Origin of the sequence: Paraburkholderia sp. GAS33 (genome assembly GCF_050436645.1) — a bacterium.
Taxonomy (GTDB): domain Bacteria; phylum Pseudomonadota; class Gammaproteobacteria; order Burkholderiales; family Burkholderiaceae; genus Paraburkholderia; species Paraburkholderia phenazinium_B.
The window spans coordinates 154,423-179,612 of the sequence record NZ_JBNDMP010000009.1 but is presented as its reverse complement, the minus strand read 5'-3'; the positions used below and the strand labels follow the sequence as shown (position 1 = coordinate 179,612).

The 25,190-nt window shown below is 64.3% G+C and carries 20 protein-coding genes; 7 read left to right on the top strand and 13 right to left on the bottom strand.

The genetic code is table 11. From position 1 onward, the window contains the following. Window positions 1-26 precede the first annotated feature (26 nt). From xseA to P3T24_RS25815, 3 genes are all read left to right on the top strand, one after another. Window positions 27-1,406: an exodeoxyribonuclease VII large subunit gene (xseA, locus tag P3T24_RS25825; protein WP_429439129.1), complete on the top strand. Its 1,380-nt coding sequence runs from the start codon at window positions 27-29 to the stop codon at window positions 1,404-1,406. A 197-nt stretch (window positions 1,407-1,603) separates the two neighbouring features. Then, on the top strand, window positions 1,604-2,182 hold the full coding sequence (gene sodB, locus P3T24_RS25820; protein WP_074263520.1) for a superoxide dismutase [Fe]: 579 nt from the start codon (window positions 1,604-1,606) through the stop codon (window positions 2,180-2,182). Window positions 2,183-2,704: 522 nt separating this feature from the next. After that, window positions 2,705-3,823, top strand: a complete 1,119-nt coding sequence (locus tag P3T24_RS25815) for a porin (RefSeq protein WP_074263521.1) — start codon at window positions 2,705-2,707, stop codon at window positions 3,821-3,823. 48 nt (window positions 3,824-3,871) lie between these two features. On the opposite strand, the gene P3T24_RS25810 is transcribed toward P3T24_RS25815, so the two are convergent. Together P3T24_RS25810 and clpP are read right to left on the bottom strand one after the other, a co-directional pair. Then, complete coding sequence (locus P3T24_RS25810; protein WP_429439126.1) at window positions 3,872-5,314, bottom strand: NYN domain-containing protein; 1,443 nt, start codon at window positions 5,312-5,314, stop codon at window positions 3,872-3,874. 67 nt (window positions 5,315-5,381) lie between these two features. Next, the gene (clpP, locus tag P3T24_RS25805) at window positions 5,382-6,011 is read right to left on the bottom strand and encodes an ATP-dependent Clp endopeptidase proteolytic subunit ClpP (protein ID WP_074263523.1); all 630 of its coding nucleotides are present in this window, start codon (window positions 6,009-6,011) and stop codon (window positions 5,382-5,384) included. A gap of 298 nt (window positions 6,012-6,309) precedes the next feature. Between clpP and P3T24_RS25800 the strand changes: the two genes are divergently transcribed. Then, window positions 6,310-7,368 (top strand): sigma-70 family RNA polymerase sigma factor, encoded by a 1,059-nt coding sequence (locus P3T24_RS25800; RefSeq protein WP_429439124.1) that lies wholly within the window; start codon window positions 6,310-6,312, stop codon window positions 7,366-7,368. Here P3T24_RS25800 and P3T24_RS25795 read toward each other — a convergent pair. The 3 genes from P3T24_RS25795 to P3T24_RS25785 all read right to left on the bottom strand — a co-directional run bounded on the left by P3T24_RS25795 (window position 7,324) and on the right by P3T24_RS25785 (window position 11,850). Continuing rightward, entirely contained in the window at window positions 7,324-8,598 is a 1,275-nt protein-coding gene (locus P3T24_RS25795; RefSeq protein WP_429439395.1) for an EAL domain-containing protein, read from the bottom strand. The genes P3T24_RS25800 and P3T24_RS25795 overlap by 45 nt on opposite strands. 255 nt (window positions 8,599-8,853) lie before the next feature. After that, on the bottom strand, window positions 8,854-10,239 hold the full coding sequence (gene mdtD, locus P3T24_RS25790; RefSeq protein ID WP_429439393.1) for a multidrug transporter subunit MdtD: 1,386 nt from the start codon (window positions 10,237-10,239) through the stop codon (window positions 8,854-8,856). A 198-nt stretch (window positions 10,240-10,437) separates the two neighbouring features. Continuing rightward, window positions 10,438-11,850 carry a PLP-dependent aminotransferase family protein gene (locus P3T24_RS25785; RefSeq protein ID WP_429439121.1) on the bottom strand — a complete coding sequence of 471 codons (1,413 nt, stop codon included), beginning with the start codon at window positions 11,848-11,850 and terminating at the stop codon, window positions 10,438-10,440. Window positions 11,851-12,023: 173 nt separating this feature from the next. On the opposite strand from P3T24_RS25785, the gene P3T24_RS25780 reads away from it, so the two are divergent. After that, the gene (locus P3T24_RS25780; RefSeq protein ID WP_429286849.1) at window positions 12,024-12,344 is read left to right on the top strand and encodes a DUF2917 domain-containing protein; all 321 of its coding nucleotides are present in this window, start codon (window positions 12,024-12,026) and stop codon (window positions 12,342-12,344) included. 104 nt (window positions 12,345-12,448) lie between these two features. Here the strand turns inward: P3T24_RS25780 and P3T24_RS25775 are convergent, their stop codons facing one another. Continuing rightward, on the bottom strand, window positions 12,449-13,672 hold the full coding sequence (locus P3T24_RS25775; protein ID WP_074263528.1) for a citrate/2-methylcitrate synthase: 1,224 nt from the start codon (window positions 13,670-13,672) through the stop codon (window positions 12,449-12,451). Between the two features lie 136 nt (window positions 13,673-13,808). Here P3T24_RS25775 and P3T24_RS25770 point away from each other — a divergent pair, with 136 nt between their 5' ends. Continuing rightward, entirely contained in the window at window positions 13,809-15,203 is a 1,395-nt protein-coding gene (locus tag P3T24_RS25770) for a CoA transferase (RefSeq protein ID WP_429439119.1), read from the top strand. 27 nt (window positions 15,204-15,230) lie between these two features. Here the strand turns inward: P3T24_RS25770 and P3T24_RS25765 are convergent, their stop codons facing one another. Next, window positions 15,231-15,977, bottom strand: coding sequence for a GntR family transcriptional regulator (locus P3T24_RS25765; RefSeq protein WP_074263530.1), 747 nt, complete (start codon window positions 15,975-15,977; stop codon window positions 15,231-15,233). Window positions 15,978-16,216: 239 nt separating this feature from the next. Here P3T24_RS25765 and P3T24_RS25760 point away from each other — a divergent pair, with 239 nt between their 5' ends. Further along, window positions 16,217-17,062 carry an aldo/keto reductase gene (locus tag P3T24_RS25760; protein WP_429409278.1) on the top strand — a complete coding sequence of 282 codons (846 nt, stop codon included), beginning with the start codon at window positions 16,217-16,219 and terminating at the stop codon, window positions 17,060-17,062. A 178-nt stretch (window positions 17,063-17,240) separates the two neighbouring features. Here the strand turns inward: P3T24_RS25760 and P3T24_RS25755 are convergent, their stop codons facing one another. The 6 genes from P3T24_RS25755 to P3T24_RS25730 form a co-directional block, all read right to left on the bottom strand. Further along, window positions 17,241-18,068, bottom strand: coding sequence for a hypothetical protein (locus P3T24_RS25755; RefSeq protein ID WP_429439116.1), 828 nt, complete (start codon window positions 18,066-18,068; stop codon window positions 17,241-17,243). A gap of 498 nt (window positions 18,069-18,566) precedes the next feature. After that, on the bottom strand, window positions 18,567-20,726 hold the full coding sequence (locus tag P3T24_RS25750; RefSeq protein ID WP_429439113.1) for an ABC transporter ATP-binding protein: 2,160 nt from the start codon (window positions 20,724-20,726) through the stop codon (window positions 18,567-18,569). Then, window positions 20,723-21,595, bottom strand: coding sequence for an ABC transporter permease (locus tag P3T24_RS25745; RefSeq protein WP_429439110.1), 873 nt, complete (start codon window positions 21,593-21,595; stop codon window positions 20,723-20,725). The genes P3T24_RS25750 and P3T24_RS25745 overlap by 4 nt, the downstream gene beginning before the upstream one ends. Further along, entirely contained in the window at window positions 21,592-22,602 is a 1,011-nt protein-coding gene (locus tag P3T24_RS25740) for an ABC transporter permease (RefSeq protein WP_074263535.1), read from the bottom strand. The genes P3T24_RS25745 and P3T24_RS25740 overlap by 4 nt, the downstream gene beginning before the upstream one ends. 28 nt (window positions 22,603-22,630) lie before the next feature. Beyond that, on the bottom strand, window positions 22,631-24,295 hold the full coding sequence (locus tag P3T24_RS25735) for an ABC transporter substrate-binding protein (RefSeq protein WP_429286855.1): 1,665 nt from the start codon (window positions 24,293-24,295) through the stop codon (window positions 22,631-22,633). Window positions 24,296-24,587: 292 nt separating this feature from the next. After that, a complete protein-coding gene (locus tag P3T24_RS25730) occupies window positions 24,588-25,130 on the bottom strand; it encodes a cupin domain-containing protein (RefSeq protein WP_429409273.1) in 543 nt (180 codons plus the stop codon). Window positions 25,131-25,190 lie beyond the last annotated feature (60 nt).

The following is a 25,190-nucleotide window of genomic DNA, read 5'->3' as shown; positions in this document are numbered from 1 at the left end:
TCCGGCCTGTCATCCCTATTCATCGCATGAACTCCGAAAGTCCCTTTTCGTCTTCGGGCGCGCCCGGTGGCGACGTCGTCGTGCCGGTGTCGGCGCTCAATCGCGCCATCAGCACGATGCTCGAACGCTCCTTCCCGCTCATCTGGGTGGCGGGCGAAGTGTCGAATTTCACGCGTGCCGCGAGCGGTCACTGGTATTTCTCGATCAAGGATGCGCAGGCGCAGATGCGCTGCGTGATGTTCCGCGGCCGCGCGCAGCACGCCGAGTTCACGCCGCGCGAAGGCGACCGGATTGAAGTGCGGGCGCTTGTCACGATGTACGAACCGCGCGGCGAGTTGCAACTGAACGTCGAAGCTGTGCGCCGTACCGGGCAAGGGCGGCTTTTTGAAGCGTTCCTGAAGCTCAAGGCGCAACTCGAAGCGGAGGGGTTGTTTGCCGCGGAGCGCAAGCGGCCGTTGCCGACGCATCCGCGGGCAATTGGCATCGTCACTTCATTGCAGGCCGCGGCGTTGCGCGACGTGTTGACCACATTGTTGCGCCGTGCGCCGCATATCCCGGTGATCGTGTATCCGGCACCGGTGCAGGGCGTGGGCGTCAGCGCGAAACTGGCAGCGATGGTCGAGACGGCCAACGCGCGGTGCGAGGTCGATGTGTTGATTGTCTGTCGCGGCGGCGGCTCGATTGAAGACCTGTGGGCGTTCAACGAAGAAGTACTGGCGCGAGCGATTGCCGAAAGCCGCGTACCGGTGGTGAGCGGTGTCGGTCACGAAACCGATTTCACGATTGCCGATTTCGCTGCAGACGTGCGCGCGCCGACACCGACCGGCGCCGCCGAGCTCGTCAGTCCGCAACGCGTGCTGTTGTTACGCGATCTCGATCACCGCCATGCCACGCTCGCACGCGGCTTTGGCCGCATGATGGAGCGGCGTGCGCAACAACTCGACTGGCTCGCACGGCGGCTCGTCTCGCCATCCGAGCGGCTCGCGCGACAACGCACGCATTTGCAGCAACTCAGCGTGCGTCTCGGATCGGCTGGCGCCCGTCCGGTGCGCGATGCTCGAGCGCGGTTTTCGCTGCTGCAGATGCGCTGGCAGCGCTGGCGTCCGGATCTCGTTGCGCATCGTGCCACCTTGAACGCACTTGCGCAGCGGCTCGACGGCGCAGCGTTGCGCCAGCACGAACGGCATACAGCGCGCGTGGCGACGCTGGCCGCGCGTCTCGAGGTGCTGAGTCCGCAGCGCACGCTCGAGCGTGGCTACGCGGCTGTGCTCGACGCGCAGAATGGTCGCGCGCTGCGTGCACCGGCCGCGCTGAAACCGGGGCGTCATCTGACTGTGCACCTTGCAGAGGGCGCTGCGGATATCACGCTGGCCGATGTGCAGGCACGTCTGTCCGACGATTTCTGACGCTCTTACGCCGACGTACTTTTGACCGTGGCACGTGCATTGCGTGAGCACTAGTTACGGTTGTCCTGGCGACTTTCAAACGCATATCCGACATAAAGGCCGTTGGTTTGCGGGGTTATTCCAAGTCGCCTACAATCGAGTGCTCTACAGCGTTATCCTCAGACTGACCCCCCACACACAGATAGAAGGAAAGCACCATGGAACATACGCTCCCGCCGCTGCCGTTTGCAAAGAACGCACTCGCTCCGAACATGTCGGAAGAGACGCTCGAGTATCACTACGGCAAGCATCACCAGACCTATGTGACTAACCTGAACAATCTGATCAAGGGCACGGAGTTCGAGAACCTGTCGCTCGAAGAGATCGTCAAGAAGGCATCGGGCGGCGTCTTCAACAACGCCGCGCAAGTGTGGAACCACACGTTCTTCTGGAACAGCCTGTCGCCGCAAGGTGGCGGTGCACCGAAGGGCGCGCTCGCCGACGCGATCAACGCGAAGTGGGGTTCCTACGACAAGTTCAAGGAAGAGTTTGCCAAGACCGCAGTCGGCACGTTCGGCTCGGGCTGGGCATGGCTCGTGAAGAAAGCAGACGGCTCGCTCGACCTCGTGTCGACCAGCAACGCTGCCACGCCGCTGACCACGGACGCGAAGGCACTGCTGACGATCGACGTGTGGGAACACGCGTACTACATCGACTATCGCAACGCTCGTCCGAAGTTCGTCGAAGCATATTGGAACATTGTGAACTGGGACTTTGCAGCGAAGAATTTTGCGTAAGGTTTCATTCCGGCGGTGTGGTGTAGCCGCCCGGTGTAAACGGATAGTTTGCAAAGTCCGGCAATCGCGACGCCGCGATTAAACTTCGAGCCGTTAGTAAGCTAGTGACAGTGAAGCCCTCCAACGCGAGGGCTTTCTGCTTTTTGTGCGTGTCAGTTCCCCCTCGTTTCATTCCCACTGGCCGCCTTGGCCACATCTGCAACGTCAACCCGGTTTAACCCTCTCGCACGCAGGCGTTTACAGCGCCATGGCCTCCCATCGCGGCTCGGCGCCAGCATGCATCTTCTGCAAGCTCGTCATGAAAAGAATGCAATAGCTTTGCGGGTCTAATTGACTTCAAATTAGCACGCCCATTCTATTTTTCGACCTGACCGGCATCTCAGCCAAGCCGGGCACACGGAACCTGAGAGAAGGATCGCGCGCACCTGATTGGCCGGATCGGGTGGAGACAGCGACCGGGTTGTACCGCAGAGATGTAATCAAAGCCCGCAACAAGCGGCTATCAAAAATGAGGAGACATGCATGCGTTTGATCAGTCAGGGTATCTGCGGGGCCACGCTGGTTCTCGCCGCAGGCAGCGCCGTGGCGGCGGACTCGAGTGTGACGTTGTACGGCGTGGCCGACACGTTCATCCAATACCTCGACAACGGCGGCAATCATTCGTTTTCCGAACGAAGTGGCGGCGCGGCGGGCTCGCAATTTGGCCTTAAAGGTAACGAGGATCTCGGCGGAGGTCTGTCCGCGCAATTCGATGTCGAAACCGGTTTTAACCTGAATAACGGCACGTTTTTCGCGGATACGACTTCGCTGTTCTATCGGCAGGCTTGGGTCGGCCTGAACCACTCAACCTATGGCTCGCTGACGTTCGGGCGGCAGTACGAGCCCAGTTTTCGCGTCGTTTATCCGACCGATCCGTTTCGCGTCAACGAGATCCTCTCACCGTTCTCCGCAGACGTGCTCGCGGTCGACAAGAAAACGCTCTCGACGCAGTACGACTCCGGCCGTGCCAGCAACTCCGTCCTTTATCAGTCGCCGAATCTCGGTGGCGTGCAGCTCTACGGCATGTACGCGTTTGCGGCCACCGTGACCCAGCCGGTGCCGGCGACCACGGGGAATATGCTCAACCTCGGCGCGAGTTATACGGGTTATGGCTTGTATGCGGGTCTTTCGTATGTCAATCAGCATCCGGGTCAGGAGACGATCGCAGGTCTGCCGACCGCGCTCACTCTGCTCAGCACCGAGCACTTCATCGGCGCGCTCGCTTATCGGGTGGGTATTGTGAACTTCCAGTTCAACTACTCGTATCAGCGCGCGCAAGATCCGTCGCCCAGGTCTCTCGCAGCGGTGCTCGGCACGGCGCATTCGCTCAGCATCGCCGAGCTGGGTGCCACGATCCAGGCTACGGCTGCGGATACGATCGAGATCGCGGCTTTGCAGCGCAACGTGCGCGGCGCGCATGACAACACGCCGGGCTTCGAGATCGGTGCCGATCATTCGATCTCGAAGCGCACGAGTTTCTATGTCCGCGCGGGCTACATGAAGAACAACGGTACCTCGACCGTCAGCTGGCCGGGCGTCACGGTGAGCGAACCCGGTACCAACCAGGTTCTCGCCACCGTGGGCATGACGCACCGCTTCTGAGGACGGATAGTCTTCAACCGGACGCGTTGCGTCCGGTCTCGCGCTGACTTATGAGGTAGCCGCGGCCTTGCGCGGACGACGATTGCGTGTCGTGGATTTACGCGCGGTCTTGACGGCCGCGGGTGCCTCCTCCGCAGCCTGAGCGGGTACCTCCTCGCGTGGCGCTTCGCTTGCGACTGCAGGTGCAGCGTCGTGCGATTCCGGCGCGGCCTTCTTCGTTTTTCTCGCCGCAGTCTTGCGGCTGCCGCGTCCCTTGCGGGGTGTCTCCGGAGCAATTTCCTCACGCCCTTCAACAGCGGCTTCCGGCTCTGATTCCGGTTCCGGTGCTGTGTCGAACGTGAACAACCCGGGCTGGGCCGCTGGTTCCGCTGGCTGCTCGTCCGGCTCGTCGTAAGCGAAAGGCGATCTGCCGCCGTGGTTGAAGTAAGTGTCTTCCGGTTCGTGCGGCGCCGCCTCAGCGTCCTCGTGACTCGCCGCCGGTTCTGCGAGTACCGCTGCCGGCGCGTCGCGCTGCGACTTACGGTTGCCGCGCCCGCGGCGGCGAGCGTCCTGCTTGTGACCACCGTCTCCCTGCTGCGCGGCGTGTGCCGGTTCCGCGGCCGCCGACTCCTGCGTTTGCTCTGACGTCTCACCAATGGTTTCGCTGAGCGTCGTCACGACATTGCTGCGATACACGTACGCGCCCGACTTCTCATCGCGGCCGAATTCGAGCAGACCGCGTGCCTGTGCTTCTTCCAGCAGATTGCCGAACGCACGGAAGCCGTAATACGTTTCGTTGAAATCGGGCTTGCGGCGCTTGATGGCGTTTTTCAGCACCGAGGCCCAGATCTTGCCGCTGTCGCCGCGTTCCGAGGCGAGCGCATCGAAGGTCTGTACGGCGATTTCCACCGCTTTGGTCCGGCGCGTTTCGAGATCTTCCTTGGGACGCTTCTCTTCATTCGGCGTGCGCCTGGCGGCAGCGGTCGGCTGCTGTGCCGGACGCGCCGTCTCGCGCTTGACGACGGTTCGCTGACTTTCGCGCACCAGGTCGTCGTAGAAAATGAATTCGTCGCAGTTCGCGATGAGCAGGTCGGACGTGGACTGCTGAACGCCCACGCCGATCACCTGTTTCGCGTTTTCGCGCAGCTTCGAAACCAGCGGCGAAAAGTCGGAGTCGCCACTGATGATGACGAAGGTGTTGACATGCGATTTGGTGTAGCAGAGATCGAGCGCGTCGACGACCAGACGGATATCCGCCGAATTCTTGCCCGACTGGCGCACGTGCGGAATCTCGATTAGCTCGAAGTTGGCTTCGTGCATCGTGCCCTTGAAGCTCTTGTAGCGCTCCCAGTCGCAGTACGCCTTCTTGACGACGATGCTGCCCTTGAGCAGCAGGCGTTCGAGCACCAGCTTGATGTCGAATTTCTCGTACTTCGCATCGCGTACGCCGAGGGCGACGTTCTCGAAGTCGCAGAACAGCGCCATGCTGATGGTTTCGTTGGATGACGCCATGTATTTCTCCAATGAGGCGACCGTCAAACTCGACGGATCGCGCCCATGATAGCGTCCCTGCGACCGGCTACGAGTTTTCTGTCTGCTGGCGGGTCTGCAGCACGTCGTCGATCAGCCCATAGGTCTTCGCATCCGCCGCGGTCATAAAGTTGTCCCGATCGGTATCCTTGACGATGTCTTCGATGCTGCGTCCCGTGTGTTCGGCCATGATCGCGTTCAGGCGTTCGCGCTGATACAGGACTTCGCGCGCCTGAATCTCGATGTCGGCGGCGGTGCCCTGGCTGCCGCCGGAGGGTTGGTGAATCATGATGCGCGCGTTCGGCAATGCATAGCGCTTGCCGCGCTGGCCGGCGGTCAGCAGAAACGTGCCCATGCTCGCCGCGAAACCCGTGCAGAGCGTCGACACCTCCGGCTTGATGAACTGCATGGTGTCGTAGATCGCGAACCCGTCGTAGACCGAGCCGCCCGGCGAATTGATGTAAAAGGAAATGTCCTTGTCAGGGTTCTCGGATTCGAGAAACAGCAACTGCGCGACAATCAGGCTCGCGGACTGCTCGTTGACCGGACCGACGAGAAACACAATCCGCTCACGCAGCAGCCGCGAAAAAATGTCATAGGCGCGCTCGCCGCGTCCGGACTGTTCGATGACGGTCGGCACGAGACCGAGGCCGTTGAGGGACGGGTAGGTGGAATGCATGTGCGCCTCGCTAACTTGGGGTTAAGCTGGATCGGGTTGAATGAGCTTGAGTGAGTGGCCAGTCCCCCACCGCCGCTGCGGATGTGAGTGACTGTCCCCATGACGAGGGCGCGCGCCGGGGTGTGACATCAATATTTTTGTGCTGACCTGTCACATCGTGCGGTGCTCGAACGTCAGGATTCAAAAGGTGCGGGTTGCGGTGCGCTTGCCGCACTGCTGGCGTGTCCGAGCCTGCGCGGTTTTGTCCAGGCTTTAGCTACGCGCCAAAAAACAGTTCACGTTTATGGGAGCAGCACGCATGACCGAACCCACCGTCGACAAGTCATCCGCCTTCGAGGCCGCCCGCGCGCGACTCGTTGCGCTGGCGTACCGCATGCTGGGCAGCCGCGCCGAGGCGGAAGACGTGGTGCAGGACGTCTGGCTGAAGTGGCATCTCGCCGATACGCGCGAAGTGCGCACGCCGGCGGCATGGCTGACCACGCTTACTGCGCGTCTCGCGATTGACCGGCTGCGTCATCTGCGACTGGAGCGCAGTGTGCAGGCCCAAGGTTGGCTGCCCGAACCGTGGCTTGACGAACTGGCGCCTTCCGCGGAGGAACTGGCGTTGCGTTCGGCGGAGATGTCGTACGGACTGATGCTGCTGCTTGAACGGCTTAAACCGGATGAGCGGGCCGCCTTCGTACTGCACGAGGCGTTCGACTGCGACTATACGGAGATTGCGAGGATCCTCGAGCGTACGCCGGCGGCTTGCCGGCAGATCGTGCATCGGGCGAAAGCCCGTTTGCAGCGCGACGGTGCGCCCGTAAGGCGCCCCGACCCGGTACAGCATGCACGGCTCGTCGAGCGCCTGCGGACGGCGCTGGAGGCGCAGGATCGAGCGGGCTTGCTGCAACTGTTTAGTGACGCGCCGGAGATTGTCAGCGATGCGCCGGTTCGCGTGGACGAGCCCGTGGTCGCTGCAATGGATTGGGTGAACACGGTGACGTCGGTGGCTGGAGCGGGGACCGTGACGTGCGCAATGCAAGAGATCGGAGAGGTGCGGGCGCTGCAACAACTGCGCAGAGGATATGCCGCAACGACGGTACACGCCGAGTGCCTGTCGATCGACGGCGGCCCGGGAGTAGCGCTCATGCTAGATGGCGAGATCACCGCGCTACTCGATGTCTCGAGCAGTCGCGGCCGGATCGTGAAACTGCGCATCGTCACGCGTGCCGCGCATCTTCAGACCGCGCGTCGCAATTTCGGCTTACCGGCCGTACGGCAGATACTCAACGAAATCCGCGAGCGCGCATGGCTTACAGCGCAGCGCGCGTCAGTTACGGTGTGCGGCGACTTCCCAGTTGATATCGACGCATAGCACCTGCATACCGCGCGGTGTCTGCGCGGCAATCGAAGCGGTCACGCAAAGGTGCGCTTCGTTGATCGAAAGATACGGTGGCGTGAGATGCACCTGACCCGGCGTGCGCATCGCGCCGATGAAATACGGCCGACGCTCCCAGCTCGCGCCTTCCGAATGCAGCAACGGACGGAAACGCTTGGCCCGTTGCGACGCGCGTCCCGGCGGCAACACGTTGTCGCCGATCTGACGTCCCGAGCCGTCCAGCACGAAACAGCGCGCGGTTTCACCGAGCGCCAGCAGCGACGCCGTGGCCTGAGCCACTGATTCACCCGCCACCAGTAATGCGCTCGCGGTTTCGAGCGCTTTCGCATACGGCGCAAGCCGTGCCGCCTGGGCGCGTTCGCGTGCCCCGACCCGTTCGCGTAGCGCGGCCGACAACGCATCCATCAAACCAGCCGCTGCCTGCGGCTGCACTGGCTCGACGCTCGGCCCCGCGAAAAAGGCGCCTTGCACGAAATCCACGTTGCATTCGAGTGCGATCAACGCGTCGCGCTCGGTGGACAATCCGCCCATCAGCACCAGTTGTCCCGACTCGTGCAGCAGCGAGACAAGCCCCGGCAACACGCGTTCGATATGCGAATGCTCGCTCGCCTGCGCGAGGATGCAGCGGTCGAGCGTGACGATATCGGGCCGCAGGTTCCAGACGCGGTCGATGTTCGAGTGTTTGGCGCCGAAGCCGTCCAGCGCGATCAGAAAGCCCGATTTGCGCAGCGCATCCACGATCTCGGCGAAACGCGTAGTCTCGCCGCCAGCCTGCTCCGACACCTCCAGCACCACGCGTTGCGGCGGCAGGCCGAGGGCCTTGAGGCCGGCCAGCAGCGCGTCGCCGTAGCTGGTATCCATCAGCGCGGCGGGATGCAGGCTCAGGAAGAGCCATTCGTCATGGCTCTCGAACGCGTTGAAGTTGCCCAGATGCAGTGATTCGGCGAGCCGTCCGAGTTCGAGCAAATCGCCGCGCCGCGCGGCCTGAGTGAACACTTCGTGCGACGGCACCTGCTTCGCATGTTCGTCGTGAGCGCGCAGCGAGGCGTGATAACCGATCGCGCGACGGTGCGATACGGAAAACACCGGCTGGAACACGCTGAACACCGTGTAGCCGCCGTACAGGACGGTGCGCCGGGAGCCCTCATCGCCCGCCATGGGGCGCGGAGGCTGGAAGCCGGGAGGATCGAGTTCGATCATGCTCATCATGTGTCAGTCGTGTGAAGGATGGCGGCGCAGTTGGCACGCCTAAGCGGCCAGTTTACAGGATAGGCGAGCAAGAACCATGCTCGCGGAGGAATTACCCTTCCAGCGTTGTCGAGGACTCATTGTGCGCCGGGAGGTGCGTTGCGGCTATGCAGCGCACAGACATGGTGCGCCGCGCGCCCCGTCACGGGTCGAGCGCAGGGCCGTGCAGGCCGTTACCGGGCGGCCATGTGGGCCAACTGGCGTTGGGCGTTTTCAGGTCCGTTCGGACGGGTCGGTTTTCTTCGCTGTGCGACGGATGTCGGCCGCCAGTTGCGCGAAGATCCATGACGAACAAGCGGTCATGATGCCGACGCACAGGAACGTCGCATGGAAGGCGGGCAGCGAATTCGCCGCGGTCACCTTGTGGATCAGTCCGGTGAACGTTGCGAGCAAGGCGCCCGCGACGGTGACGCCGAGACTCATCGACAGCATCTGTACCAGCGAAAACAGGCTGTTGCCGCTGCTCGCGCCGCCGGTGCCAAGATCTTTGAGCGTGAGGGTGTTCATCGCCGTGAACTGCATGGAGTTCACACCACCGAAGAACGCAAGTTGCACGAGCCGCAGCCACAGTGGTTGATCGAGGGTGGTCAGCCCGAAGCTGGCCATGGCGAGGCCTACCAGCACGGTATTGGTGACGAGCACACGCCGATAGCCGTATTTCATGATCAGCGTCGTGACGAGACGTTTGGACATCATGCCGGCTGCGGCGACCGGCAGCATCATCAGACCGGCTTCGAAGGCGCTGTAGCCGAGGCTCACCTGCAGCAGCAGCGGAATCAGATACGGCATGGCGCCGCCGCCGATCCGCGCAAACAGATTGCCGAGCAGGCCGACGCTGAACGTGTGGATCTTGAACAGATCGAGCGAGAACAGCGGATGCGGATCGCGCACGGCATGCAGCCCGTAAGCGACGAAGCAGGCAAGGCTCAGCACAAGCAGCACGAGCACGGTGGCCTGCTGGATACCGAGTTCGGTACGGCCGTCGAGCGCGAACGAGATCGCCACCATGCCGACCACCAGGAACAGATAGCCCTTGATGTCGAATTTCGCGGTATCGGGGTTACGGCTGTCCTGCATGAAGATGAAGGTCACGATGCAGCCGATCACGCCCACCGGCACATTGATGAGGAAGATCCAGTGCCACGAGGCGATCTTGACGAGCCAGCCGCCGAGCGTCGGGCCGATCAGTGGCCCGATCAACCCAGGAATCGCGACAAACGACAACGCGGCCAGATAGCGTTCGGCGGGAAACGTGCGGAGTACGGCGAGGCGTCCGACTGGCAGCAACATGGCGCCGCCCACTCCCTGGATCACGCGGTACAGCACCAGTTGATCGAGCGTTTGCGCGTTCGCGCACAGCAGCGAGCCGATGGTGAACACCAGAATCGCGCTGAAAAACACCTTGCGTGTGCCGAGTTTGTCCGCGAGCCAGCCGGACACCGGGATCATCACGGCCATCGTCAGCGAATAGGCGATCACCACCGATTGCATCCGCAGCGGCAGCTCGCCGAGACTCGTCGCCATGGCTGGCAGCGCCGTGTTGACGATGGTCGAGTCGAGTGTCTGCATGAAGAAACCGGTGGCGACGAGCCACAGCATCACGGTGAGTGAGCGCGCGGTTGGCTGAGGGGCGGTGGGGGCGGGTGTGGTGGCGGCGTTCGGCGGATTCGACATGGAGGGCGGCTGCTCGCGCGCACCGGACGGGCTGAGGAGTGCCTATTTTAGGGAAATCTGCGCGGCCGTGCAGCAGGGTTTGCAGCTTTGGAGGGCGCTTTGCCCTCCGCCCTGCACCCCGGCTCACGGTTCGAGCCGGGCCGCCGCATCGAAAAAAAGCTGTGCGCGCGGATCGCTCGCGTATGCCGCGTTGATGCGAATCCATGGGCTAACCTCGGCGTTCGGCCGGAAGTAGCTCCCTGGCGCGACGGTGACGCCCAGTGGCGCGCCGCATTCGACGAGGCGCATGGAGTCGACGATATGCGGCACGCGCGCCCATACGAACTTGCCGCCGAGCGGCGTCTCGAATACCTCCCAGCCGCTTGCCTCGAGTGCCTGCACCGCGGCGCCGAGCGCGTCGCGCATGCGGCGGCGCAGCCGGTCCAGATACTTGCGATAGGCGCCACGCTCGAGCATGGCGACGGCCACTGCTTCGGCAAAGCGCGAACCGCCGATACTCGTAAGCATCTTGATGTCGGCGAGATCCTTGATGGTCGCGTTGTCGGCGACAACGTAGCCAATCCGCAGCGACGACGACAGCGTCTTCGACAGCCCGCCCACATAGATCACGTGTTCGAGCTGGTCGAGCGTGGCGAGACGGTCGGTGACATCGGTCTGGAAGTCGGCATAGATGTCGTCTTCGATGATGCGGAAGTCGTGCTCGCGGGCGAGTTGCAGCAGCCTGAACGCAACGGGTGGAGCGATCGTCGTGCCGGTGGGGTTGTGAAACAGGCTGTTGACGAAGAACAGCTTCGGCCGATGGATGCGCAGTTGCGCCTGCAGGACGTCGAGATCGGGACCGCCGCGGGTGCGCGGAATGCCAACCAGCTTCACTCCATGCAGCTTCAAAAGACCGTACAGGTTGTAGTAGCCTGGGTCCTCGACAAACATCATGTCGCCGGCCTTGAGCATGTAGCGCATCAGCAGGTCGAGCGCCTGGCTCGCGCCGTTGGTAATGAGGATCTGTGAGGCGTCCGCTTCGATGCCGAGTTGCCCGAGGCGGCTTTGCAGATGCTCGCGCAACGTCGCGTTGCCGAGTTGGGTCGCATAGTCGACGAGGCTCGTGGGATCCGCTCGCGAGACGTGACGAATCGCCTGGCCCAGGCCGTCCATATCGCGCCATGCCTCGGGGATAAAGCCGCTGCCCAGCTTGAGCGACTCGCCCGGGTGGTTGAACTGCTGCAGGATGTGCACCGCTTCGTCTTCCGCGCGGCGCGGGTCCGAGCTGCCTTGGGCGCCGCTCGCATTGCGCTGGCGTTCGGCGACATAGAAGCCTGAGCCCGGGCGCGAATCGAGGTAGCCGAGGGAGACCAGCCGGTCGTACGCCTCGATGACAGGGAAGCGGCTCACCTCATGATCGGTCGAGAACTGACGGATCGACGGCAGTTTGGCGCCCGGATGGGCGGAGCGCGAGCGGATCCATGTCGTGACGCCGGTGACGATCTGGTCGGTCAACGGCACACCGTTTTCGCGGTCGAGTTCGATGTCGAGTTTCATGATCTCTCGTGCATAGGACGCCGGTTAGGCGACGCCTGATAGGTGACACTCGGGCAACTGTCAGGTTTTTTCACTGCACAGTTCCGCGGAAACTGTTCGGAACTGTGCATGGGGTTTACATCATCGCACGGCAATAATGTGTCAACCAGAGAAGCCGTTCAAGGAGCAATGCGATGCGTGAAATCCGTACTTTCGAACTCGATCACGGTGAGCCGGCAACCGCCTGGCGTGTAGCGCGGCCGCTTACGCTGCAGGTGATGGCGGGGCAGGTTTGGTTGACCGTGGAAGGTGATCTGCGCGATTACTGGCTTGCGTCAGGCGAGACCTTTGAGCTCAATCGTGGCGCACGCGTGTGGGTGAGCGCGGGGCAGCAAGGCGCGCGGCTGGCGCTGGCTTTTGCGAGCGGTTCGGCCGGTGCGCGGGTGCGGCCTGCTGTGGAGACGGCACGGATGTCCCTCTGGAGTTGGGTGCCGCGCTGGTTGCAGACCATCTGAAGGATGCGGGGGCGTTTGAACGCAGAGGCGCTCGCGGGCAGTGTCCTGCTAGCGCCTTGCCTGCCAGTTCTTGCGTCCGCCTCGACATCCGGCAGGCGCACCGCTCACGCTTCGTAATCCCCGATGTATCGCGCTCGCGGCCGGATCAGGCGGCCATCCGCAGTCTGTTCCATCGCGTGTGCAATCCACCCCACCACCCGGCCAACCGCGAACAGCGTAAACGCGGCGCCCGCAGGCAAACCCAATACCCGTTCAATCGATGCGAGCGCGTAGTCAAGCGTCGGCTCGGCGCCGCTCGTCTCGCGCACCGCGCGCGCGAGCGCATGGACCTCGGCAATCGGCGAGCGAGCCGGCGCGCACTCCGTCAATAACTCGAGCAACACCCGCGCACGCGGATCGCCGTGCGGATACAGCGTGTGTCCGAAGCCGGACAGGATGGCGCCGTAGCCACCATGCTCATCGCGAGCGAGGCGGGTGGCCAGGAAGCGGTCAAGATGCGGTGCGCGGGCCGCCTCGTCAAATAGTGCGGCCACGCGCACGGTCTCGCCGCCGTGACGCGGTCCCGACAACGCCGCAAGACCGCCCGCCACCGCGCCGAACAGGTGGGTGCCCGTCGAGGTGATGCAGCGCACCGTGAACGTCGACGCGTTCAGCTCGTGATCAGCGCACGCGATCAGCGCGGCGCGCAGCACGCCCATTTGCTGACGGTTACGGATGCCCCAGGCGGCGGCGAGCTGCCGATGCATGGGTTCATTCGACGGTGCCGCCGAGATCATCGCCGCCGCCAGCAGACGCATTACGGTGCAAGCGGTATCGAGCTGCGCGTCGCGGCCCTGTGCCCAGACCCGTGGCATCTGCGCGGCGGCAGCAGGCAGCAGCACCAGCGCGCGGTCGAGCGGCGTACTGTCACCCCACAATTTGAGCCACGCGGCCCATTGCGCCGCGCCGAGTGGCGCCGGCGGCGCTTCGGCAAGACGCCGCGGACTGCACTCCCACAACAGCGCCGCGACTTCTTCGAGCGATGCCGTGCGCGCTAGCTCGACCGCATCATGGCCGCGATAGAGCAGGCGACCGTCCGCGATCAACGTGATTGACGACTCGAGCACCGGCACACCCCAGTCGAGCACCTTCTGCGCGACCTTGCCGGCACGCTTGCCGTCTGCCTTGCGGCGTGCGAGCCGCCGGACTTCAGCCGCGTCGTATAACCGGTGCTTGCCGTGCGCATCCGGCGACGAATGCAGCATGCCGCGGCTCACATACGCATAGAGCGTCGGCACGCTGACGCCGAGCAGCGCGGCCGCTTCGGTGGCGGTGAGTGTGTTGGCCATGGGTATAAGAACGTGAAGAAACCGGAGAAATCAATATATATTGATTATCTTAATCAAGATTGATTGTGAGAGGGTGGAATTTTAGACTCGGCTCAGTTCCTCCTTCAACTTCATCGCGCTGCTCGGGGCCCTGCTTATGACACCTCACCTCGCACTCGATCATCTCTGGACCGCGGCCGGTTGCGATGCCGCGGCGCTTGACGCCGTCACGCTGACCGGCGAGGACCCAGGTCTGCCGTCCGTGTACCGGGTCGGCACGCTCGCAACGGCCACGATCGCGGCGATGGGTCTCGCCGCGGCCGAATGTTTCCGTCTGCGCACCGGTTGCCGGCAGCGCGTCGAAGTCGATATGCGGCGCGCGCTGGCCGCGTTTCGCAGCGAGCGGTATCTGCGTATCGACGATGGTCCGCCGCCTGCCTTGCGCGATCCGGTGATGGGTTTCTACGCGACGCGCGACGGGCGTTGGATTCAGTTGCACACCAACTTCCCGCATCATCTGGCGGGCATCCTGAAGGTGCTGGGTTGCGCGAATAGTCGCGCAGCAGTAGCCGAGGCGATTCGCGGCTGGGATGGCGCAGCGCTGGATCAGACGCTCGCCGACGCGGGTTTGTGTGCCGCGCTGATCCGTTCGCCGCGCGAATGGGCTGCACTCGAGCAGGCTCGGGCGATCGCCAATCTGCCGCTGTTCGAGATCACGCGCATCGGCGATGCGCCGCCGGAGCCTGCTGGCCGCGGTGGCGCCGACCGGCCTCTGGCAGGGGCACGCGTGCTCGACCTGTCGCGGATCATCGCAGGGCCGGTGGCGGGACGCGCACTTGCGCAGCACGGCGCGCAGGTGCTGCTGGTCAACGGTCCGCACTTGCCGAATATCGCGCCGCTCGTGATCGATAATGGGCGCGGCAAGCGCTCGGCCATTGTCGATCTGCGCAATGAGGCCGGGCGCGACCAGTTGCGCGCCCTGGTGCGCGACGCCGATGTGTTCCAGCAGGCTTACCGGCCAGGAGCAGTCGCCGCGCTGGGTTTTACGCCCGAAGCGCTGGCGCAGGCGCGGCCCGGGATCGTGTACGTGTCGATTTCCGCGTACGGTCACACCGGGCCTTGGGCGCAGCGACGCGGCTTCGACAGTCTCGTGCAATCCGCGAGCGGCATTGCGTGGACCGAGAGCCGCGCGGCGGGCGTTGATGAACCGAAGCATCTGCCGTGTCAGGCGCTCGATCACGCCACCGGCTATCTGGCCGCGTTCGGTGCGATGGTTGCGCTCGCGCGGCGGGCTACGGAGGGCGGCAGCTGGCATGTGCGCGTGTCGCTCGCGCAGACTGGGCGCTGGCTGCAATCGATGGGACAGATCGAAGACGGCTGGCGCGCGCCTGAGGTTGGCGCCGAAGATCTGCAGGACTGCATGGAGACTGTGGATTCTCCGTTCGGCCGCGTGCGTGGCACGTTGCCTGCCGAGCGTTTATCGGAGACGCCACCGTTTTATGGCCGCCCGCCGGCGCCGATCGGCAGCGACGAAGCATCCTGGCTGGCCTGACGGTACGGCATTGACTCGCGTGCGCAGCTACTTGCGCAACTCGGCGACGAAATCGTAGTAATCGTTGCGGCAATAGGTGTCGGTCAGTTCGATCGCGCGTTGATCGGCCGTGTAGCCGACGCGCGTGATCAGCAGGAGCGCCTCATTCGGCGCAATGCTCATCTGCTGCGCAATCTCATCGCTGGCGTTGACGGCGCGAAAATGCTGCAGCGCGCGCACGATCCCGAGACCGCGTTGCTCGAGATAGCTGTACAGCGAGTCGCCGATCGCCTGCGGATCGGGTATCACCGCGGCCGGGAACGTCGAGTTTTCAACCGCCATCACGATGCCGTCCGCGAGGCGCAGGCGCCGCAGGCGCGTCACCGCCGCCGCCGGCGACAAACCCAGTTGAATGACCTCGTCGCGATTGGCGGGCAGGATCTCGCGCGAGATCCATTCTGAACTCGGACTGAAGCCGCGCCGCCGCAGCATTTCGCTGAAGCTCGACAGACGCGAGAGCGGATCTTCATAGCGCGGCGTGATAAAGCTGCCCGCGCCCTGGGTGCGGCGGATCAAACCCTGTTCGACCAGCAGCGCGATTGCCTTGCGCGCGGTGATCCGCGAGACGCCGAGCGCGTCGGACAGCACCCGCTCGGACGGCAGCGCCTCGCCTGCGTTCCAGCGGTTTTCATGAATCGCGTTGCCGAGCTTGCGAGCGAGTTGCAGATAAAGTGGCGTATCGTTTTCCGGGTCCGGGCGCAGATCGCGCCAGCGGTCTTCCGAGGCAGAGTTCATGTGGCAGACGCAAGAAGGGCAAGCGGCAATTCTATGACATTGGCGCGCTGTGTTATAGCGGGCTTTTGCCTGGGGGGTCGATTTGACGGTCTGCAAGCGGATAAACTTGTGCGAACCGGGGCCGTCCAAAATGAGCGACCTTAACGCGCTGTCCGCGGTCGTGTGAAGCCGGCCGTCCTTGATACGGCAGGCATTAGCCGGCAGCCCGCAGCCGGTCGCCCGCAATCGAAGGAGAACGTATGACGATCGATATCGCCACTGTGAGCTTGCCCGACGGCGAGCACATACCGAAGCTGGGGCAGGGCACCTGGGAGATGGGCGAGCAGCCCGCACGGCGGGCCGCGGAGATCGCGGCGATACGCGCCGGCATCGAACTCGGCATGACGCTCATCGATACCGCCGAGATGTACGGCGACGGCGCGACGGAAAGCCTGCTCGGCGAGGCGCTCGGCGGATTGCGCGAACGCGTGTTCCTCGTTAGCAAGGTTTATCCGCACAACGCCAGCCGGCGCGGCGTGCAGACGGCCTGCGAGAAGAGCCTGAAGCGGTTGAAAACCGATCACCTCGATCTGTATCTGCTGCATTGGCGCGGTTCGGTGCCGTTGGAAGAGACGGTGGCAGGTTTCGAAGCCCTGCAGCAGGCCGGCAAGATTCGCCATTGGGGCGTCAGCAATTTCGACACCGACGATATGGAAGAACTGATGACGGTACCCGGCGGTGACGCCTGCGCGACCAATCAGATTCTCTATAACGTCGCGCGACGCGGCCCGGAATATGACCTGCTCCCATGGCTTGCTGGCCACGACATGCCGGCGATGGCATACAGTCCGGTGGATCATGCGCGCCTGCCGAAACGCTCGGCGCTCGACAACATTGCCGACGCGCGTGGTGTCTCGGTGTTTCAGGTGGCGCTTGCGTGGGTGCTGCAACAGCCTGGCGTGTTCGCGATCCCGAAGGCAGGACGCGTTGAACATGTGCGCGACAATCAGCGCGCGCTGGAACTGCGACTCGACGCCGACGAATGCGCGGCCATCGACGCGTACTTCAAACCGCCGCGTAACAAACGGCCGCTTGAAATGCTCTGAGGGTAGTTGGGGACTCTCGCAACGCCGCTGACGAAATCGTTGATGACTCGATCCCGGCTGTGGCGGTGACGCTCGACCGGGGGATCGAGACGCCACCGCCTACGCTCGCCGGGAAGGGCTGCCGCGACGGAGCACGGCCCGCGGGGTAGGAACGGCTCGGGGGTGCCGTTCCCTGGATCTAATGTCCTTTCCCGCCGCTACTTCCGCCACTGCTGCTTCCACCCTTGCCTCCGTGGCCGCCATTGCCGAAACCTCCGCCAAGGCCTCCGCCGAAGCCACCACCGAAGCCGCCAAACCCACCGCTGGGACCGCTGCCGCAACCGCAACCGCCGCCAAAGCCTCCGCCGAAACCGCCGCCGGGGCCACTGCCGCCACCACCGGGGCCACTGCCACCGCCGCCGGGACCACTGCCGCCGCCGCCGCCGGGACCACTACCGCCACCACCACCCGGACCACTACCGCCGCCGCCACCGGGACCACTACCACCGCCGCCGCCTGGGCCACTACCGCCGCCACCACCGGGACCACTACCGCCACCGCCGCCCGGGCCACTACCGCTACTACCACCGCCGCTGCTTCCGCTTCCACCACCCTTGCCGGCGCTCGCCCCATTTCCACTCGGCCCTGCGCCGGCCGCGGCCCCTGCGCCGCTACCCGCACCGGCGTTGCCGCTGGAACCGGCCGCTCCGCTTCGACCATGCGCCGCGCAGTGGCCCGCGTTGGTGCCACGGCATTCCAGACCGCCGAAGACCGTAGCGACGTCCTCAGCCGCGGTGGCGTTATAAGCCGCTTCTCCGGTTCCAGACGGATCGTTCTGCGCAAGCTGCGTCGTAGTGGCCGCGCCGCTCGCGGGCAACGGAGCAGCGGCCGCAACCGTCAGCCTCGCAACGTCGTCACTGGAGCCGGCGTAAGCGACCTGAGTTGAAAGTAACCCCGCGCCTGCGGCGAACATCGCCATACCGCCGGCTATCCCGTAGCAGTACTGATTTAATATTCTGGTCTTCATCACTTCTCTCCCGAGGAGACGCCAGCTCCTCGTCGCTGCCGTCTCTCAAGCGTGTGTGGTCTGCGAGCGGCCTGTCGATCTGCGAGCCTGATCGCCTCCCCGAGTCGCTCTGCGCATCGCGTGCCGTTGCATAACACACGCGATGTGCGCGAAACGCTGTCACCGTTTTGCCGAACCTTCGTGGCCCCGGTCCGCGAGATTGATTCCCCCTCCCTCGCGCGCTGCGGCAAACGCCGGTTGCCCGCTCGTTTGCCGGGCGCGATGTCGACGACGCGCGCCATGCCGCTGGACTCGTCCATGCATATGGATGTCAGCGCAACGGATCGCGCACGCGGCTGGATCGTTCAACGCGGGCCGGATACCGCTCCCTTTATAGCGATATCCGTGCCACTGCCCGCTCAAGCCCGTCCGATGTGGCGTCTTCGTGATGGGCGTGACGCGCCATGTCGGGAATCGACGGAAAACGTTTCGGACGTGAAACGCGCGAGTGGGAGCGGCTTAAACTTCGCCTGGGGTTCCACCTGGGGGCGCGTCCGGGACCGTGCCCTGGACGACGACGGGCTGCGCGCCTTGCAGCGCGCGCAACTCTTCGATGGGGATGTGGCAGCGGATCCGATGCCCGCTGCCGGCGTAGACGAAAGGCGGATCCTGCTGCTCGCAGATGGCGCCGAGCTTACGCGGGCAGCGCGTGTGGAACACGCAGCCCGAAGGCGGTGATGCCGGGCTCGGCATCTCGCCGGACAGGCGAATGCGCTCGCCGCGATTGACAGCATCGAGCGCCGGCGCCGAAGACAGCAGTGCCTCGGTATACGGATGATGCGGTCCGTCGAAGACCGCGGCGGCAGGCCCGATCTCCAGAAGCCGTCCGACGTATAGCACTGCGATGCGATCGGACAGGTAACGAACCACGTGCAGATCGTGCGAGATGAACACGTAGCTCACACCGCGCTCGCGTTGCAGATCGGCGAGCAGGTTGAGGATCGACGCCTGCACTGAGACATCGAGCGCGGAGGTGGGTTCATCGCACACCACCACGCGCGGCTCACCCGCGAAGGCGCGGGCGATCGCAACGCGCTGCTTGAGGCCGCCCGACAGCTGTCGCGTGCGGGAGCCGAGATAGCGATCCGGCAAGCGCACGGCTGCCGTCAACGCGGCGAGCCGCTCGTTCTGAGCCGGGCCGCTCAACGCTGCGAGTCGCGAGAGCGCGCGGCCAATTAGCCGTCTCACGGAATGCGACCGGTTGAGCGCCGAGTCGGGGTTCTGGAACACGATCTGTAGCGATTTGACCTGCTCGTCGTTGCGGCTCGTGACGCGAGCGGGCAGCGGTTTGCCGTCGAGTTCGAGGACGCTGCCGGCGTCGGGCGCGAGCAGGCCGAGCATCAGCTTGGCGAGCGTCGTCTTGCCGCTGCCCGATTCGCCGACGAGGCCCAAGGTTTCGCCGGTAGCCAGGTCGAGCGAGACGTCGTCGACCGCGCGTAGCGCGACGCCTCCCACGTGGAATGTCTTCGAAACCCGTTCGGCGCGCAGCACAAGCGCGCCATGGGCGGCAGCGTTGGCAGGTAATGCATCTTTGCCAGCGCCGGCTTGAGGCGAGGCCGCTTCCGTGCTGGTGCGCGGCAATTCCATCGCCCGCTCGTGATAGTGGCAACGCGACATCTGATCGCCGTGCGCACCGGCAACACGATGCGGCGGTGGAACCTCGCGGCGGCAGCGGTCATCCGCGAGACGGCAGCGGTCTGAGTAGATGCAACCCTGCGTGACCGAGCCGGGCGAGGGCAGTTGCCCCGCGATCGTGTCGAGCCGTTCGCGCTCCTTGCTGCGCCCCGACGTAGGCAGGCAGCGTAGCAGGCCGACCGTGTACGGATGACGAGGCCGGGCAAACACATCTCGTGTCGCGCCTTCTTCGACGAGCCTGCCCGCATACAGCACGCCGACACGTTCGCACATGCGCCCGATGACCGCGAGATTGTGGCTGATGAAGAGGACCGCGGTGCCGAGTTCCTTGCGCAGTTGCGCGACGAGATCCAGCACCTCGGCTTCGACGGTGGCGTCGAGACCGGTAGTGGGTTCGTCGAGAATGAGCAGGGCGGGGTTCGACGCGAGCGCCATCGCGATTACCACGCGCTGTTGCATGCCGCCCGACAATTGATGAGGATAACTGTCCATCACCCGTTCAGGCGCCGCGATGCGCACACGCCGCAGCATCTCGAGCGTGCGTGTCGGCGCCTCGCTGCGGCTGGCGCCCGCTGCTTCGAAGGCCTCGGCGACCTGGCGCGCAATCGTCATCGACGGATTCAGCGCGCGGCCCGGGTCCTGGTAGACCATCGAGATCGCGGTGGCGCGCATCGTGCGTAACGCATCGGCGTCGAGCGTCTGCACATCCTGTCCGGCGATCAGGATCTTGCCTGCTTTCGCTTTGCCGTTGCGCGGCAGATAGCGCAGCGCTGCCATTGCGACGGTCGATTTGCCGCAACCTGATTCGCCCACCAGACCATATGCCTCGCCGCGCCGTATGCGGAACGAGACGTCGTGCAAGACCTCGCGATCACGTCCGCGGATCCGGTAAGTGACGGTGAGGCCGACTAGCGTCAGCGCGTCGGTGCGGTCGCTCTTCGAGACGTCGAAGGCGGGAAACGAGGCGGGAGGGGGGCCGTTCATCGGTCGAGCACGCCTTGCACGCTATCGGCGATCAGGTTCACGCCGACCACCAGCGAGGCGATGGCAGCGGCGTCGAACACGACCGTCCACCACGCACCGCCCGCCATCAGCGTGTACGACTCGGACAACGCGAGGCCCCAATCCGCAGACGGCGGCTGGATGCCGAAGCCGAGAAAGGACAGTGTCGCCACCGCGAAAATCGCATAGCCGAGGCGCACGGTGGCTTCGACGATAATCGGCGGCAGCACGTTCGGGAGGATCTCCGCAAACATGATGTAGGGTGCGCGTTCGCCGCGCAGTTGTGCCGCGGCGACGTAGTCGAGATGGCGTTCGGCAAACACCGCAGCGCGCACGGTGCGTGCCGTGATCGGCGTGAACGTGATGCCGATTACGAGGATCACCGTTAGGTTCGAGGCTCCCACGGCGGCCAGCGCAAGCAGTGCGACGATCACGAGCGGCAGCGCCAGCACGGCGTCGATCGCGCGTCCCACTACATTGTCGACCCAGCCTTCGAAGTAGCCGACCACGAGGCCAAGGGCCGTGCCCACCACGGTGCCGAGCAGCGTGGCGAGCGGCGCGATGGTGAGGATGTCGCGAGCGCCGACGATAACGCGCGAGAACACATCGCGGCCGAGCTGATCGGTGCCGAACCAGTGCGCGTGATCGGGCGGCATCAGCGAGTTGAGCGGGTCGGAGGCGTAGGCGTCGAGCGGCGCGATCCAGCGTCCGGCAATTGCACAGACCACCCACCACAGGACGATCGCCACGCCGACCACGAATGTCGGCGAGCGCAGCAGCACGCGCAACTGATCGAAGCGGGGCTCGCGTACGGCAGGCGTAGCCGGTGTGCCGGGGACAATCGTGCTCATTCGCCGCTCCTCACGCGCAGGCGCGGATTGAGCATGACCTGCAAGGCATCGGCCGCGAGATTCGCTACCGTATAGACGACGCCGATCGTCAGCACGCCGGCCTCGAGCATCGGGAAGTCCTTTGCCTTGGCGGCGTTGTAGATCAGCGAGCCGATGCCCTGATAGTGGAACAGCGTCTCCACCACGACGAGGCCGCCGATCATATAACCGAGCTGTGTAGCGGCCACGGTGATGGTAGGCAGCAGTGCATTGCGCAACACGTGCCGCCAGATCACGACACGCTGCGGCAGGCCTTTGAGAATGGCAGTGCGCGTGTAATCGGCGTCGAGTGCCTCGACGGTGCCGGCTCGCGCCATGCGCGCGATGTAGCCGAAGAACACCAGCACGAGCGGCAGCACCGGCAGGATCAGATGTTTCAGTTGTTCGAGCACGCCTGCGCCAGGAGGATACGAGGCTTCGATCGGCAACCAGCGTAACCACACACCGAAGATCAGGATCAACGTGATCGACGAGACGAATTCCGGCACGACCGTTGCCGACAAACCGGCGATGCTGATCGTGCGGTCGATCCAGCGTCCCGCGTGCATCGCGGCCCACACGCCGCCGGCAATACCCAACGGCACGACAACGATGAAGGCGAGCAGCCCAAGCTTCGCCGAATGCGCGAGAGCGTCGGCGATGAACGGTCCAACGGGCTCGCGATACGCGTACGACAGCCCCATGTCGCCACGCACGAAGTGCGTGATCCACTCGACGTATTGGGTCAATAGCGGCCGGTCCGAGCCGAGCTGATGATTGAGCGCGGCGACCGCGCGTGCATCGGCGAGCGGGCCGAGAATCGCGCGGCCGATGTCGCCTGGCAGCAACTGCCCGCCCGCAAACACGATTACCGAGAGCAGCCACAGCGTGATCACCGACAGCGCCAGACGCGTCGCTAGAAAACGCGCAACCCGTCCTGCGTTGCCTTTGCTAACGCGAGGGGTGGAGGGCGTGAGCGCAGTCGACATGGTTAGCTACGAGCGGCACACACCGCGCTCAGGCACTGAGCGTCACGCGGTTGAAGTACAGCTGCGCGAGCGCAGTAAAACGCATTCCATTGACGCCCGAGCGCATCGCAATCAGCTGATCGTAGAAGAACGGAATGATCACGGGCGTCTCGTCGAGCAAGAGCGTTTGAATCTGGCCGGAGAGTTTGCGCTGCGATGTGATATCGACGGCCGCCACAAATTGCGCGACCAGTTGGTCGTACTGAGGGTTCTTGAAGTGCGCTGCGTTCCACGTCCCGTTGCTCGTCAGCGGTGCGTTGAGGAATACGTTCGGCACGCCGCGATGGCCGTAATCGGTGATGCCGAGCGGCGAGTCGAGCCAGTCCGATTTGCCGGGTGTGGCCGCGCCATAGTAGAGCGACTGGCTTTCCACCTTCAGGTTGATACGTACGCCGATCGCCTTGGCCGCGTTTTGCACGACGACCGCGAGATCGGGAATCTCCATGTACTTTTCCGTGGTGAGCGTCACGTCGAAGCCGTTGGCCATACCCGCCTGCGCGAGCAGTTGCTTCGCTTTGGCAACGTCGATCTTGCGTTGCGGCACGCCGGCATCGGACGACGGAAACACCGGCGCGAACGGACTGTCGTTGCCGACCTGCGCCTTGCCGCGAAACAGGCCACGCACGATCACGTCGCGATCGAGCGACAGCGCCAAGGCCTGGCGCACGCGCTTGTCCTTGAAAAGCGGATCGTCGTTGCGCATGTGGATCTGGCGATGCGCGCTCGACTTCACACCGATCGTCTTGAACTCAGGGTTGTTCATGAGGCCCACACCGCCCTGCACCGTGAACGTACCCATCACGTCCGCCTGACGTCCTTGCAGCGCGAGAATCTGCGCCTGTTCGTCGGCGTAGAACGAAAACTGCACGCGTTCCGGCAACGCCTTTTCACCCCAATAGTCGGGATTGCGTACGAACGAGGCGCCGACCTTCGGCGTGTACTTTTCAAGCTTGAACGGACCGGTGCCGATGAAGCTCTTTTCGTAGTTGCCCGCGTAGTTGGCCGGCAGCACGATGGCGTTGTAATTGTCCGAGGAAACGTAGTACGGGAAGTTGCCGTTCGGCGCGTCGAGGTGGAACGCGACCGTATGATCGTCGACGACCTGGGCGCCGCCCTTGGATAGCACGCCCTTCAGCACGGAGAGCGCCGCCGAGCCGCTCGCCGGATCGGCCAGGCGGTCGAAGGTGGCGACGACGTCTTTCGCCGTGAACGGCTGGCCGTCGTTGAACTTCACGTTTGGACGCAGCCTGAAGGTCCAGACATCGCCTTTGTCATTCGGCTTCCACGAGAGCGCGAGCGCCGGCTTGAGGACCAGGTGCTCGCCATCGTCGTCGATCAGGAATTCGCCGCTCTGCACCAGCAGCGCGAGACCGCCGGCATCGCCGACGGTGAGGGGATCGATCGCACCGGTCGGAGTCAGATGGGCAACGCGAATGGTCGCGTTCGCAGCGCCCGGAGTGCCTTGTGCGCGTGCCTGCGGGGTAGCGAAGAGACCACCGCCCGCGAGCGAAAGTCCAATCACGCTGGCGTAGCGCAGCAGTTCGCGGCGTGACAGGCGGCCGGCGACGAATTCGTCGATCGCATGGTTGCCGTAGTCGTCGGCACTGCGGCGTGCAGTTTCGAGCGCGAGGAGTCGATCCGCGGGAGTCTTCATCGATGGGGCGTCCAGTCCGTTCTGATAGGTGCCGCGCAGCTTGCGCACGGCAGGGGCGACGGTATCGCGATGGCGAAAAGCGGTTTCAGTGTAAGCGATTGGGCAGCGGTTCGGAACGTCTGCGGCCGCTGAGGCTGGAGTTGACGCGCTTAAAAGGGCCAACCTGTCTCACCGTGACAACGCCCGGGTGCCCTGCGCCGCAGGCGAGCACGGCGTCCTATAACACTTGCCGATGCGCTGGCAGACGAACCGCTGTGGTGGCGACATCCTTACCGGTTCTTCGCCGCCTGGCTTAGTGTTCGTGCGGATGCTTGTGGATCGGATCGACCCAGAACACGGTTTCCGGCGCTTCGACCGCGTCGATGTTCAGGTTCACCACCACCGCCTCGTTGTCGCTGCGCACGAGCACGCATTCGAGCGGGTCGTCGGTGCTGGCGTTGATCTCCTGATGCGGCACGTAGGGCGGCACGAAGATGAAGTCGCCGGGACCGGCTTCGGCGGTGAACTCGAGGTGCTCGCCCCAGCGCATGCGCGCCTGGCCGCGTACGACGTAGATGACGCTTTCCAGCGCGCCGTGATGATGCGCGCCGGTCTTGGCATTCGGATGGATCGTCACCGTGCCTGCCCAGATTTTCTGCGCGCCGACGCGCGCCGCGTTGATTGCGGCGGCGCGGTTCATGCCCGGCGTTTGCGCGGTGTTGCTGTCGAGTTGATCGCCGCGGATCACCTTGACGCCGTGTTCGCGCCAGTCGACAGGCGCGCTTTCATTGGACGCGGCGCTATCGGGTTCATGCGGGTGGTCATGATCGTGATCATGCGGATGGTCGTGACTCATGGCGTGTCTCCCATGCAAAGCCGCCGGGTGAGGGCGGGCATGTCTGGTTGCAGTTTCGCC

Coding starts and splice junctions, on each gene's coding strand:
- xseA (WP_429439129.1), top strand. CDS start 27: ATGAACTCCGAAAGTCCCTTTTCGTCTTCGGGCGCGCCCGGTGGCGAC.
- sodB (WP_074263520.1), top strand. CDS start 1,604: ATGGAACATACGCTCCCGCCGCTGCCGTTTGCAAAGAACGCACTCGCT.
- P3T24_RS25815 (WP_074263521.1), top strand. CDS start 2,705: ATGCGTTTGATCAGTCAGGGTATCTGCGGGGCCACGCTGGTTCTCGCC.
- P3T24_RS25810 (WP_429439126.1), bottom strand. CDS start 5,314: ATGGCGTCATCCAACGAAACCATCAGCATGGCGCTGTTCTGCGACTTC.
- clpP (WP_074263523.1), bottom strand. CDS start 6,011: ATGCATTCCACCTACCCGTCCCTCAACGGCCTCGGTCTCGTGCCGACC.
- P3T24_RS25800 (WP_429439124.1), top strand. CDS start 6,310: ATGACCGAACCCACCGTCGACAAGTCATCCGCCTTCGAGGCCGCCCGC.
- P3T24_RS25795 (WP_429439395.1), bottom strand. CDS start 8,598: ATGAGCATGATCGAACTCGATCCTCCCGGCTTCCAGCCTCCGCGCCCC.
- mdtD (WP_429439393.1), bottom strand. CDS start 10,239: ATGCTGTGGCTCGTCGCCACCGGTTTCTTCATGCAGACACTCGACTCG.
- P3T24_RS25785 (WP_429439121.1), bottom strand. CDS start 11,850: ATGAAACTCGACATCGAACTCGACCGCGAAAACGGTGTGCCGTTGACC.
- P3T24_RS25780 (WP_429286849.1), top strand. CDS start 12,024: ATGCGTGAAATCCGTACTTTCGAACTCGATCACGGTGAGCCGGCAACC.
- P3T24_RS25775 (WP_074263528.1), bottom strand. CDS start 13,672: ATGGCCAACACACTCACCGCCACCGAAGCGGCCGCGCTGCTCGGCGTC.
- P3T24_RS25770 (WP_429439119.1), top strand. CDS start 13,809: ATGACACCTCACCTCGCACTCGATCATCTCTGGACCGCGGCCGGTTGC.
- P3T24_RS25765 (WP_074263530.1), bottom strand. CDS start 15,977: ATGAACTCTGCCTCGGAAGACCGCTGGCGCGATCTGCGCCCGGACCCG.
- P3T24_RS25760 (WP_429409278.1), top strand. CDS start 16,217: ATGACGATCGATATCGCCACTGTGAGCTTGCCCGACGGCGAGCACATA.
- P3T24_RS25755 (WP_429439116.1), bottom strand. CDS start 18,068: ATGAAGACCAGAATATTAAATCAGTACTGCTACGGGATAGCCGGCGGT.
- P3T24_RS25750 (WP_429439113.1), bottom strand. CDS start 20,726: ATGAACGGCCCCCCTCCCGCCTCGTTTCCCGCCTTCGACGTCTCGAAG.
- P3T24_RS25745 (WP_429439110.1), bottom strand. CDS start 21,595: ATGAGCACGATTGTCCCCGGCACACCGGCTACGCCTGCCGTACGCGAG.
- P3T24_RS25740 (WP_074263535.1), bottom strand. CDS start 22,602: ATGTCGACTGCGCTCACGCCCTCCACCCCTCGCGTTAGCAAAGGCAAC.
- P3T24_RS25735 (WP_429286855.1), bottom strand. CDS start 24,295: ATGAAGACTCCCGCGGATCGACTCCTCGCGCTCGAAACTGCACGCCGC.
- P3T24_RS25730 (WP_429409273.1), bottom strand. CDS start 25,130: ATGAGTCACGACCATCCGCATGATCACGATCATGACCACCCGCATGAA.